This is a genomic window from Janthinobacterium sp. BJB426 (assembly GCF_002735705.1).
GTDB lineage: Bacteria > Pseudomonadota > Gammaproteobacteria > Burkholderiales > Burkholderiaceae_D > Janthinobacterium.
On the sequence record NZ_PDZL01000003.1, the window covers coordinates 181,578 to 193,707 of the forward strand.

The following is a 12,130-nucleotide window of genomic DNA, read 5'->3' on the forward strand; positions in this document are numbered from 1 at the left end:
GCTTACAGCTTCTCCATCTTTTGCCGCACGGCCGGGGCCGTCGAAGCCGTCGGCGCCAGTTCCAAGTAGGTTTTATAGGCCGCTTTCGCCTTGGCGGCGTCGCCGGCCTTGGCATAGGCGTCGCCCAGGTTCAGATAGGCGATGGCGCGCGACGGGTCCATCTTGACCGTGTTTTCAAACCAGCGGGCCGCTTCGCGGTATTTTTCCTGCTTGTAGAAGACAAAGCCCAAGTTATTCGCCGCCAACGCGAAGTCGGGACGCAGTTTCAGCGCTTCCGTAAATTGCGCTTCCGCCGCCGCATATTGTTTCTCCTTGTACAGCTGCAAGCCACGGTCATTGGCCCGCTGCGCCAGCTGGCGCGTGGACGTCGGCACGGCGCCCGGCGTGACGATCTTCTGTTCGCCGCCCTGCAAATCCTTCACCGTGACGCTGGCCGCCGCCGGTTTCGCATCGAGCTTGCTATTGAGGGCGATGGCTTCCGTCGACAGCTGCGTCGTGTTCGGGCTGAGGAACTCCGTCTCGCCCGGCAATTCAAAGACGAAATCGCCCCCCTCCGAGCCAGGCAAGCTGCCAAACGCGGGCGTCTGGTTCGATACGCTGGACACGGCCGGCGCCACATACGCCGCCAGTTCCGTGGCCGTGATGAGGCCATCGCCGTTGAGGTCGCCCTTGCCAGCCAAACCCTGCAACAGGGTCCACGTAAACACGGAGTGACCGTTCGGTCCGCCGTCGGCCACTAGCTGGTCGCCGCCGCCAGCCGTCAGCATTTGCCGGCCGATGCGCTTGGCGTTGTCCCGCAAAAATGAGCTGGAACCGGCGCCGCGCGTCAGGCCCAGGCCGCTGTAGCAGGCATCCATGACGAAGAACGCGTGCTTGGCCGTCAGGGATTCCGCGATATTCTGGATTTCCGTCATCGGGATCGCATCCGTGGCGAACTGCGCCGGGTCGGAATCGACGGGCACGATGTAGCCGAGGTCGCGCCCGGAACTGAGCTTGCGCGTGGCGCCGTGGCCGGCGAAAAACACGAAGATGCGGTCATTCTTTTGCACGCCGCCATGCGCCAGCTTGTCGTGGAAAGCGGCCAGGATGTTGTTGCGCGTCGCTTCGCCATTTTTCAGGGTCACGACACGCTCGGGCGCAAATGCGAATTTTTCAATCAGCGTTTCCCGGATGCCTTGCGCGTCGCGTACCGCATATTGCAATTTCGGCCATTTCGCGTAATCGTCGATGCCGATCACGACGGCCCAGGAATTGGCGTAACCGGTGGTCACGGGCACTTTCTCGGGCGCGGGCGCCGAGCTTTTCGCCACCTGGAAGCTGGCGCCATCCCAGCCCGCGAATTGATAGCCTTCGGCAATCAGCTTGTCCAACACGGCCGGCAAGGCTTTCACCGTGCGTTCGTGGATGTCGTGGAACAGGACGATGCCGCGTCCCGCCTTGTCGACGGACGCCAGCACGCGGTTCGTGATCGAGCTGGGCACAGGGTCGGCCCAATCCAGCGAATCGATATTCCACATCACGGATTTCAAATGCGCATCGGCCAGCGCGGCCATGCCTTCGCTATTGCGCGCGCCATACGGGAAGCGGAACAGCGCGGCCCGCTCTGGGCTGATGGCCTTCAATAAAGTGTCGGTGCCGAGGATTTCGCCTTTCAGCTTGTCGCCCGTCTGTTTCGACAATTGTGCGTGGCTGAAACTGTGGTTGCCCACGGCATAGCCCTCTTTCATCAGCTTGCGGCTCACTTCCGCGCCCGCGCCCAGCTTGGCGTGGCCTTCCGCATCGAGCGAACCGAGGTTGCGGCCCACGTTGAAGAACACGGCCGGCACGCCATACTGTTTCAGGATGGCGCTGATTTCTTCCGTGTAGCGGCGGTGCGGGCCGTCGTCAAAGGTCAGCACGATGGTTTTCTTCGGCAAGCCCAGGCCAAAGATTTCTGCCTCATCTTTTTTTGGCGCCGGTTTGACTTCGGGTATCGTACCAGCTGACGGCGCGGCTGGAGGTACTGCATACGGTACGACGATGCCGTTTTCCTTCAAAATCTGTTCACGGCTGTAGAGCTTTTTCAGCTGCGCCACGTAATCGTCCCACCGTTCGCGCTTGAGTTCGATCGCGCGCTGGCCCAGGTTGCCGAAGATTTGCCGGATTTCCTTCTCGTAATTGCGCTCGATCTCGCCCAGCGCATCGAGGTCTTCGGAAATGCGCTTGTGCAGTTTGATCGCCGGCAAAGACGAATCCTTGGCCACGTCGGCCAGCATGCTTTGCAGCAGCTCGCGGAAGGCCAGGCGGTCCGCGTCGTACAGGCCGGGATCGGATTCGATATACGTCAACAGGCTGTCGAGCGCCTCGAAGCGGCCCGGATTGGTGGGCGCCGTCAATTGATCAAGCGCAAGATCGAGCTTGGCGATGCGTTCCTGGTTTTCATGGAACAATCCCTGCCCCACTTTACGCGCTTCGTCGCGCGCGCCTTCCGGCAGACTTTGCTCGTCGGCCAGCAGCACGATAATCTTGCGGAAATTGCCCAGCAAATCGCGGAACTGGGCGGCCACGGCGGCCGTGTCGACCGTCGATTGGGCGGCGGCGGACGGGCTGCCCGATACGGGTGCGCCCGGCGTGGCAGTGGCGGCGGGACGCGTGTAGCTATAAATGCCGGCCCCAGCGGCGAGTGCCACGAAAACGGTGGCGGCGATCTTGATCGGTTTGGAAGTCACAGGCTTGTCATTCCCTTCACATACTATGCATAGCATTCAGATGGCGCGGATGCGCACGATGCATAATTGTAAAGCACGCCTGGCACAAGCTCAGCCCGCACGGTGAATTTCGGCAATAATATCGCTGAACACCCCCATAGATAGTGAAAACGGAAAAGACGATGCACAAGAAACTCTGCGCTGCCGCGCTGATGCTGGGCGTGGCCCTGATGCTGCTGCAACTGCGCGCGCATGCGGGCGACGACCTGATCAATGTGGCGGGACGCGTGTGCCTGCCGCACTGATCCACGCGCCCGTCTTCCGGCACTACACCTTGGCCGGTTCCCAGTAATTGCTCAGCCCCAGCTTTTTCAAGCCGGCAGCGACAAACCGCGGTTCCAGCAATTCCTCCGCCGTCAAGGGCTGGCGGATCAGCTTTTGTTCCTGCGCAAACGCCAGCACCCGGCGGTAATGGCGGTACACGGCGTCATCGTACAGGGGCGACCAGCGCTCCTTCCACTGCAAGCCCGGATCGTCATAGCTGCGCCGCACCACGCTGTCGGGCGTACCGTTGCGCGTGCCATCCTTGATGATCGCCTCGCGGTTGCCGTCCAACGCCGCCCAGTGCTGGGCCCGCAGCCAGGCCGTGGCCACCAGTTCGGCGATGTCGGGATGGGCTTGCGTAAAATCGCGCCGCGCCCACAGTTCCGCCCGCATCTTGCGTTCCGGCAGCCCCTTGCTGGACCAGATGATGCGGCCAATGCCCTTGTCTTCCAACGGATAGCCATTGATCATGAACAAGGCGTCGACGGCGCCCGTGGCCAGCGCGGCCGTGCCAGGCTTCAAATCCATATTGATCAAACGAAAATCCGTAGGCGACATGCGCTGGTCGGCGATCAACTGACGCAAGCCCAGTTCCCATGGCCGGCCCCGGTGCACGCTGATGCGCTTGCCTTTCAGCTCGGCCAGCGACGTGGCGCGCGAACCGGTAGGCACCAGCAGGAACTGGTCCGTGCCCCGTCCCGCCGGCACGATCACCTGCGTGCGCACGCCGCCCGCGTTGAGGATGACGGACGGCAAGTCGCCATACGCGGCCATGTCGATGCGCCCGCTGGCGAACGCCTCGTTCATGGTCGCGCCCGTGTCGCCCGTGACGGGCAGCCATTCCAGCCGCACGCCCCGCTGCTTCAGTTCGCGCGCCAGCCAGCCTTCCTGCTGCACCCGGTAAGCGATGCCGCCCAGTTCCGCCTTGCCGTTTTCCGCAAAGCCCGTCGAGGCGATGCGCAGGGCCGCCGGCGGCGCCCCCGCCGTTTTCGCCGCCGACACCGCCTGTCCCGCCAGGGGCAGCAAGGCCAGCCCGCCCATCACCGTGCGTCGCCGCATCGCATTCTCCTCATCATCAAGCATGGCCACTGTTGACGTACTTCCCGCTCAAGCCGCCCGGCGCGTCTGCGCCAGCGCCGCTTCGAAGGGACGCGGGTCGATCCAGGCACGCACGTCTACCTTGCTGGGCAAGAAATTCCAACGGAACAGGAAATCGCTGAAATCCTGCAAGCCCGCGACCGACGTTTCCGCCAGGTCCGTGTCCAGGCGCAAATGTGCATCCTTGCCATACGCCACTTGCACCCAGTGCTCGCTGGCATTCGATTCGCGCGCAAGGAAACGCCGCGTCTCGTCCGCGTGACCGCGCGCCCACGCTTCGGCCCGCAGCACCTGGTCGACCAGGGTCACGGCGGAACTGAAATGGTTGTCGAGCAAGTGCGCATCGACGCTCAGGGTGCGCGGCGTGCCGTTGTTGGCGCGAATCAAGGGTTCCGGATGGATGCCCGTGTCGATCACCGTGTGCAAGCCAAACTGCTGCGCCAGCTGGGCGGCCGAGGCGCCTTTCAGGAAAATGGCGTCCACCTCGCCCCGTAGCAGTCCCAGTAGTTCCGGGCTTTGCCCGCCCCGCCGCGCGCCGCTGAACAGGTTCGTTGCCGCGCCCTTCTCCGGCGCCGCCTCGCTCTGGCCCGTGTTGACCACATAATCGACCAGTTCTACATCGGACACGGCCAGCCCTTCCAGGCTCAGCGCATTTTCCAGCCCGCGCAAGGCTTGCGCGCGCGCAAAATCGATCTGCGCCTTGGCCCACAATGGCAAGCCGAAACGCCGCCCCTTCAAGTCGCGCACCGTCTGGATGCCGCTGCCGGGCAAGGTCAATATCAGCTGCGTCTCATCCGACCACGACAGGCCGATCACGCGCGTCTCGCGTCCCGCCGCGCGCGCCCACAGGGCGGGAATATTGCCGCCGTGACGCACGGAATTTTGCAGGGTATGGTCAAAATGCGATTCGCGCACGGCTTCCTGCTCCGATTCGCGCAAGGAGCGCAGGCTGGTGCCGTCGGCGCGCAGGGCTTCTTCCAGCCAGCCCTGCTGCAGAGAAATTCCTAAGCCCGTCGGGACGGGGCAGCGCGTGTACCACAGGGTGTCGAGTACGTTGTTATTGCTCATCTTGTATCTCCAGAGTGGGTGGACCGGTCAAAAAGGAAACTACAGCGCCATCCTGCGCGCCCATTCATTGCCATCCCACAAGCTGCTGGGGTGTTCTTCCTGCGCCACGGGTGCATGCGATTCGTCCAGATCGCTGAAATCCGCATGCAAACCGTCGCGGATGGACACAAAACCGGGCGAACCGCGTTGACGCGGGTGGGCCAGCGGCACGTCCTGCACCCGGCGCACCTTGCCCGGACGAGCATCGAGCACGACGATGCGGTCGGCCAGGTAGACGGCTTCATCGATGTCATGCGTGACCATCACCATGGTGATGCCCTCGTCCTGCCACAAGCGACGCAGTTCCTGCTGCAAACGCAAGCGGGTCAGCGCGTCGAGCGCACCCAACGGCTCGTCCAGCAGCAGCACGTCGGGCCGCCCCACGAGGGCGCGGGCAATCGCGGCCCGCTGCGACATGCCGCCCGATAACTGATGCGGGTAAGCATCCGCATAGCCGTCGAGGCCCACGCGCGTGATTTCCGCCGCCACGCGCGCGTCGCGCTCGGCCAGCGGCACCTTGGTATTGCTGAAAGCCACGGCCACGTTCTGCTGCACCGTCAACCACGGAAACAGGCGGTGGTCCTGGAATACGAGGCCCCGGCGCAGGTCCGTGCCACGGATGGGCACGCCATCGTGCAGCAGCAAGCCCGTGTAATCGGTGTCCAGGCCCGCCAGCAGGCGCAGCAAGGTGGACTTGCCGCAACCGGACGCGCCAACGATGGCGACGAATTCGCCGGGGACGATGGTCAGCGAAATATCGTCGAGCACGGGCAGCGGCGCGCCTTTCAGCGAAAACGACTTGCTCACGTGCTGCACTTGCAAGCCGCCGCTCAGGTGCTGCTTTTGCGGCGACAAGGCCGAGGGGGAAACGAAATCATTCATGGCGCACTCTCTGCGGTGGGGGCGAGGGAAGGAATGGCGGCGGGCGGCGCCCGGCGCAGCCAGCGGCTGCCGTGGAACACCAGCCAGGCGGCCAGCCAGGGAAATAACCAGATCAGAAACACATTGCGCAGCCCCGTCAGGTCGGCCAGGCGTCCCGCCGCCAGCGCGCCAACCGTGCCGCCCACCATGCCGAACAGGGTCAAATGGGCGGAAACGCGGGCCTTGTCGACTGGCGCGCGGGCGATATTGTCTGTATTGACGAGGTTATTCACGCCCAGGCCCAGGCCCAGCAGCACGGAGGCAGCCAGGTAGGCGATGCTGTTTGGCCACAGGCCGAGGATTAGCAAAGCCGCCATGATGGCAAGGTGCGCGCCGCCATACAATTGCTCGCGATAGCGGCTGGCCAGCACGAAGCGCCCCAGGAACAGCAGCACGAGCACGCAGCTGAGTCCCTGCACGGCCATCAGCCAGACGGAGTGATGCGCAGGCCAGTGCAGCACGCGGATGGCCAGCAGGATGGAAAACACGCCCACGCTGGACGCCGTGAAGCTGGCGAGGATTTCGAACAGGTAAGTCACGCGCACGATGGGCAGGCGCAGCAGTTCGCGCAGGCTGGCCGCACCGGGCAGCAAGGCTTGGCCATCCAGCTTGCGCGGCGCCGTATTGCTGGGCAACACTTGCCAGCCCAGCACGGCCAGAATGGCGAACATGAGGGCGGAGATCAAAAAGCCCGCCTTCAGGCCCAGCTGCGCGATCAGGTAATTGCCACACAGGGGACCAAGAAATTGCATGCCGAGGATCAAGGTTCCCTTGTACCAGCCAGCCTTGCCCTGCCCCAGTTCCGGCAGGCGCACAAGGAAGACCGTGCTCATGGCCACGATGCGCAGGGAGATGCACAGGCCGACGAGAAACATCAGCAAAGCCACCCATTGCCAGCCGGGCAGCCACGGCAGCACGCAGAACGCCAGTGCCAGGCTCAGGCTGACGCCTGCATACAGATGCTTCGGGTTGCCGCGCGACAAGATGTAGCCGGCCGGTATGGTGCCCAGCGCCATGGCCAGGGTTTCCGCGCTGCTGATCGCAGCTAGCTGGAAATTGCTCACGTGCAGATGCAAGCCCAGCAAGGTGGCCAGCACCTTGTTCATGCCGATGGTCACGCCCGACAGCAGGGTCAGGCCGATAAAGCGCAGCAGAAAGGCGCGCAGCTCCCCTTCGCGGGCGCTGACTGCCGCGTCTGGCTGGAATGGCAACGATTCACTCACTGCTGCGCCCCTTCACCAGCAAACGCGCCAGCCGCGCAAACGCCACGTTCATCGCTTGTGCCAGCAAGGCGATCACGAGCACGGCCAGCAGGACGACGTCCATGCGGCCCGACACCTCGCCATTGAGCAGCAATGAACCCATGCCGGGGCCGGCAGAGAACAGCAGTTCGCCGCCCAGGCACGCGAGCCAGGCAAATGCCAGCGCATGCGTGACACCCGTGACGATGGCCGGCATGGCGCCCGGCAGCAAGATTTGGCGCAGGGTCTGCCAGCGCGTCAGGGTCAGCACCTGCCCCACTTCGCGCAATCGTCCTTCCACCTGGCGCATGCCCGCATAGGTGTTGAGCACGGTCGGATAAAAGGCCGCGATGGCGATCACCAGCAGCTTGGCGCCGTCGCCATTGCCCACCCACAGTCCCAGCAGGGGGATCAGACCCAGCAACGGAACTTGGCGGATGCTGTGGAACAACGGGCCGATCAATCTGTCCGCCAGCGGCGACTGCGCCATCAGCGCACCCGTGACGATGCCGGCGCTGCCGCCCAGCAGCAAGCCGGCCAGGGTACGGCCCAGACTGGCGCGCAAATGCACCCACAGTTCGCCCGTCAACACCAGATCGCGCAGGCTGTGCGCCAGGTCGCCCAGCGACACGAAGATATATGCGGCCGCCGCGCCCTGACCGGAGGCCCATTGCCAGGCGCCCAGCAAGGCCAGCGGCAGCAGCGCGCCCTTGATGATCTGGATCAAACGTTGTTTCATATGGACTCCCCATTACGCTTCCAGCGCATCAGCCGCGCTTCCAGCGCATGGCATAGCCGGTCCAGGCCAAAGCCGATCACGCCCGTCAGCACCACGCCCACCATCACCACGTCGAGGCGGAACATTTGCCGGCCCATTTCCATCATCTGGCCCAGGCCGCTGTCGGCGGCCAGCAATTCCGCGCCCACCAGCACCATCCACGAGCGCGACAGGGCGATGCGCATGCCCGTCAACGCGGCCGGCACGATGGCGGGCAGGACGATCAGGCGGATGCGCTGCCAGCGCGAGAAGCAATACACTTGCGCCACCTCAAAATAGCGTTGCGACAGGTTGCGGATGGCGTCATGCACGGCCAGCGCGACGATAAAGAAACTGGCCTTGGCCACGATAAACACCTTGAAGCTCTCACCTATGCCAAACAGCAAGATAAACAGGGGGATCAAGGCCACCGTGGGCAGCTGGCGCAAGACATTGAAGGTGGGGTCGACATAGCTGCGCAAGCCAGGCGACAGCCCCAGCACGACGCCAAACGCCAGGCCCGCGCTGGCGCCCAGGCCGAAGCCGGCCAGCAGGCGGAATAGGCTGATGCCCAGGTGCTGGCCCAGTTCGCCGCTGTCGGCCAGGTCACGGGCCGTCAGCAGCACTTGCCAGGGCGACATCAAGATGTGCGCAGGCATCCACTCGAACGTGGTGGCGGCCGTCCACAGCAGCAGCAAGGCCAGCGGCGATGCCCACACGGACCAGCGTGAGCGTATAAAGCGCTGCAGCCAGGGCACAGCGGCGGCGCGCACTGGCGCAGAGGCGCGCGGCAAGGCGATGGCGTTGACAAGAGTATTCATATGCCCCCCGTCATGGCGACCAGTAAGTTTGCAGCTTCAGCTGCGCCAGCGCCTGGTTGACGAACTGGGGCGCGAACAGGCTGTCGACTTGCAGGGGCCGCCCGATCAGGCCCGCGCTCTTCGCATATGCCGCCTCGCCCACGTAGTGCTGGCGCAGGCTGGCCGTAAACAAGGGCGACCAGCGCGCCTGCCATGGCGTATGGTCGCCCGCCAGTTCGCGCCGCACGACGCTTTCCACCTGGCCCGCCGCGGCCTCGGTGCGCACGTATTCGTCTTCGCCGCCAGCGCCAGCAGCCCGGTGGTGCTCGCGCACATACGCCGTCACCACCAGCTGGGCCAGTTGCGGATAGCTTTTCAGGAAACCGCTGTCGGCCCACAGTTCGGCGCGCATCTTCCAGTCCTGCGGCGGCGCCTTGCTGGCCCAGATGATCTTGCCCACCTTTTTATCTTCCAGCAGGAAGGCGTCGCTGAGCGTAAAGAAAGCGTCGGCGCCGCCCGTCGCCACGGCCGCCGCACCGGCCTGCGGATTGAGATTGAGGATCTTGACGTCGCGCAAGCTCATGCCGTTCGCTTCCAGCAGGCGGGCAAACGGGTATTCCCACGGCCGGCCCCGGTGCAGGGCGACCTTCTTGCCCTTCAAATCCTTGATCGACCTGGCCGTGGAACCGTTCGGCACCACCAGATAGGTATTGTTGGCGCTGCCGCCCGGCAAAATCAGCCGCGTCGTCAAGCCCGAGGCATTGGCGATAATCGATGGCAGATCGCCATACTGGGCCAGGTCGATCGAACGGTTGGCAAATGCCTCGTTGACTTGCGTGGCCACGGAATTGGTCGTGACGGGCACCCATTCCAGCTTCACGCCCAGCTTGCCCAGTTCGGCCGCCAGCCAGCCCGTTGATGCCACCTGGGCAGCCGAGCCGGCAAACACGGTCTTGCCGGACGGCGCCGTGCGTGCCACGACGGCGATGCGTACGGCGGCCGGCAGAGGCTCGGCGGCGGCCGCCAGCGCGATGGCGGGTGCCAGCAGGCTGACCGCCACGGCGGCGGCGAATGCTTTGCGCCAGCTCAAACGTAAGAATTTCAATGACATTGCGGGCCTGTTCGTGAAAGGGTTACACCAGGTCGGTGGCGGGCAGCAGCGACAGCGCGCGCGCCGTGTCGATCAGCTTGCTCATCTTCCATTGCTGCAGCAGCACGCCGGGGCCGAAATCGCGCGAACCGCCGATGGCTTCGGCCGCGATCTGGATCTTCGCGCCCTCTTCCAGCAGCAGGATGAACTCGGCCAGCTTCAGCAAGCCCTGCTTGCCCCACACGGTGGCGCCGCCGTTCGCTTCCAGGATGGCCGTCGCATGCGTGTTGCGGGCGATTTCGCCGAGGATGAAATCGACTTCCGGCTGGCGGCGGTCGATATAGATGGGGATTTCGCGCACCAGCTGGTAGCGCTGCACGGGCACGTAGCGGATCGGCAGGGTGCGGTGCGTCTGCGCCCACGCGCCCAGCGACGGCGAGTGCACGTGCGAGATCGACGTGACCTCAGGCCGCTCGCGGAACAGTTTTAAGTAGCGCGCGCCGCCGTTGTTCGCATCGCCCACGAGCACCGTGCCGTCCAGCGCCAGCACCGCCGCCTTCAGGGGCTGACCACGGCGGAACGGGCCCGGATCGTTGACCACCACGACCTTGTCGCCGCCGGGCGTGCGCTCGACGAAGCCCACCGTGCCATTGGCCGTCAGGCTGCCCGTTTCGCGCAAGCCGTCGAAGGCCGTCTGCGCATCGCGGCGCACCTGCTCCACGAAGGCCAGTTCGGCCGCCGTCAACTCCTGCACCTGTACTTGTTGTGCTTCCGCTTGTGCCACGTCCGTCATGTCATGCTCCATTTGCTTGGGTTGGAATACGGGTCAGTCATGCCTCTACGTTTGCAAGACGCGTGCCAGCGCCAGCGCCGCAAAAATGGTGGGCTGCTGCTGCCTGCGCAACAGCGGCTGCTGGCGTGGCAGCAGCGTTGTCGCCACGCGCTGTCGTCAAGCCAGCACGCGGCGCGGGCACGTTTCCTGCACGGTTCCAGGCTCCACCCACCACGAAGGAATCCCATGACTACCGCACCATCTCCCGCCGTCGATACCGTCTGGTTCACGCGCTGCCCCGTGCCCACGGCCACGGGCCTGGCCTATAAACTGGGCTGGCTGGACGAGGAATTCGCCCGCGACGGCATCGCGTTAAAGTCCCTGCAGGAAGTGGGCGGCGAACTGGCGCGCCACCATTACGACCACGGCCTGTCCACGCTCGTGCGCGAAGGGGGCAACCTGCTGGCCCTGCCGGCGCGCGCGCAAGGGGCACCCACGCGCCTGATCGGCCTGACCTGGATCGACGAATGGCAAGCCATCCTCGTGCGCCCAGGTTCCGGCATCACGACGCCGGCGCAGCTGCAGGGCAAGCGCCTGGCGCTGCCCGTGTTCCGCGCCGAGGACTTGCGCGAGAACCGGCGCGGACGCAGCATTGCGCGCGGCATGAGCCTGGCCGGCTACAAGGGCGTGCTGGCGTCGGCCGGCCTCACGCTCGACGACGTGCAGCTGGTGGAAGTGGGGGCCGACGCCCAGGCATCGGCCAATCTGGGGGCGGGCCTGTGGCAAGGCATCGCGCCGCTGCTGCGCGGCGAAGTCGATGCCGTCTACGTGAAAGGCGCGGCAGCGGCCGAAGCGGCGCGCGCGGCGGGACTGGAAGTGGGCATCGACATCGACGCCCTGCCCGACCGGCGCTTCCGCGTGAACAACGGCACGCCGCGCCCGATCACCGTGCATGCATCCATGCTGGAACAGCATTTCGAGCTGGTCGTGCGCTTTTTGACGCAAACCCTGCGCGCCGCCCACTGGGCCCGCAACCACCATGCCGACGTGCTCGCCATCTTGCAGGACGAAACGCGGGCCGGCGCCGAAGCCGTGGCCGAAGCCTACCGTGATGGTTTTCATTTGACCCTGGCGCCCGACCTGTCCGACGAGAAGGTGGCGCTGTTCCGCCAGCAGAAGGATTTCCAGCTGCAGCACGGTTTCCTCGACCGCGACGTGGATATCGAGCGCTGGATCGATCGCAGGCCTTTGGAGGAGGCACAGCGGCGCCTGGAGGCATTGCTGCTGCAGGCAGCTTAAATGAGAAGGCCGGCGCAAGCGCCGGCCTTTCTGC

At 64.8% G+C, this 12,130-nt stretch carries 11 protein-coding genes; 2 read left to right on the forward strand and 9 right to left on the reverse strand.

The features are described from left to right. Nucleotides 1–2 precede the first annotated feature (2 nt). Nucleotides 3–2,708, reverse strand: coding sequence for a polysaccharide deacetylase family protein (locus CSQ93_RS06350; protein ID WP_099377296.1), 2,706 nt, complete (start codon nucleotides 2,706–2,708; stop codon nucleotides 3–5). Nucleotides 2,709–2,869: 161 nt separating this feature from the next. Between CSQ93_RS06350 and CSQ93_RS29655 the strand changes: the two genes are divergently transcribed. Further along, nucleotides 2,870–2,992, forward strand: a complete 123-nt coding sequence (locus tag CSQ93_RS29655; protein WP_267891635.1) for a hypothetical protein — start codon at nucleotides 2,870–2,872, stop codon at nucleotides 2,990–2,992. Between the two features lie 22 nt (nucleotides 2,993–3,014). Here the strand turns inward: CSQ93_RS29655 and CSQ93_RS06355 are convergent, their stop codons facing one another. The 8 genes from CSQ93_RS06355 to CSQ93_RS06390 are packed head-to-tail and all read right to left on the reverse strand — an operon-like array spanning nucleotide 3,015 to nucleotide 10,818. Continuing rightward, nucleotides 3,015–4,070 (reverse strand): ABC transporter substrate-binding protein, encoded by a 1,056-nt coding sequence (locus tag CSQ93_RS06355; RefSeq protein WP_158301148.1) that lies wholly within the window; start codon nucleotides 4,068–4,070, stop codon nucleotides 3,015–3,017. Nucleotides 4,071–4,118: 48 nt separating this feature from the next. Then, nucleotides 4,119–5,177, reverse strand: coding sequence for an ABC transporter substrate-binding protein (locus CSQ93_RS06360; protein ID WP_099377298.1), 1,059 nt, complete (start codon nucleotides 5,175–5,177; stop codon nucleotides 4,119–4,121). A gap of 39 nt (nucleotides 5,178–5,216) precedes the next feature. After that, the gene (locus CSQ93_RS06365; RefSeq protein ID WP_099377299.1) at nucleotides 5,217–6,098 is read right to left on the reverse strand and encodes an ABC transporter ATP-binding protein; all 882 of its coding nucleotides are present in this window, start codon (nucleotides 6,096–6,098) and stop codon (nucleotides 5,217–5,219) included. After that, the gene (locus CSQ93_RS06370) at nucleotides 6,095–7,360 is read right to left on the reverse strand and encodes an MFS transporter (protein WP_158301149.1); all 1,266 of its coding nucleotides are present in this window, start codon (nucleotides 7,358–7,360) and stop codon (nucleotides 6,095–6,097) included. Before CSQ93_RS06370 ends, CSQ93_RS06365 begins: the two co-directional genes overlap by 4 nt. Further along, nucleotides 7,353–8,117 carry an ABC transporter permease gene (locus CSQ93_RS06375; protein ID WP_099377301.1) on the reverse strand — a complete coding sequence of 255 codons (765 nt, stop codon included), beginning with the start codon at nucleotides 8,115–8,117 and terminating at the stop codon, nucleotides 7,353–7,355. Before CSQ93_RS06375 ends, CSQ93_RS06370 begins: the two co-directional genes overlap by 8 nt. Continuing rightward, nucleotides 8,114–8,956: an ABC transporter permease gene (locus CSQ93_RS06380; protein ID WP_099377302.1), complete on the reverse strand. Its 843-nt coding sequence runs from the start codon at nucleotides 8,954–8,956 to the stop codon at nucleotides 8,114–8,116. The genes CSQ93_RS06375 and CSQ93_RS06380 overlap by 4 nt, the downstream gene beginning before the upstream one ends. Nucleotides 8,957–8,966: 10 nt before the next feature. Beyond that, on the reverse strand, nucleotides 8,967–10,046 hold the full coding sequence (locus CSQ93_RS06385; protein WP_099377303.1) for an ABC transporter substrate-binding protein: 1,080 nt from the start codon (nucleotides 10,044–10,046) through the stop codon (nucleotides 8,967–8,969). A gap of 22 nt (nucleotides 10,047–10,068) precedes the next feature. Further along, on the reverse strand, nucleotides 10,069–10,818 hold the full coding sequence (locus tag CSQ93_RS06390) for a class II aldolase/adducin family protein (RefSeq protein WP_099377304.1): 750 nt from the start codon (nucleotides 10,816–10,818) through the stop codon (nucleotides 10,069–10,071). A 225-nt stretch (nucleotides 10,819–11,043) separates the two neighbouring features. Between CSQ93_RS06390 and CSQ93_RS06395 the strand changes: the two genes are divergently transcribed. Further along, nucleotides 11,044–12,096, forward strand: coding sequence for an ABC transporter substrate-binding protein (locus CSQ93_RS06395; protein WP_099377305.1), 1,053 nt, complete (start codon nucleotides 11,044–11,046; stop codon nucleotides 12,094–12,096). The last annotated feature ends 34 nt before the right edge of the window (nucleotides 12,097–12,130 follow it).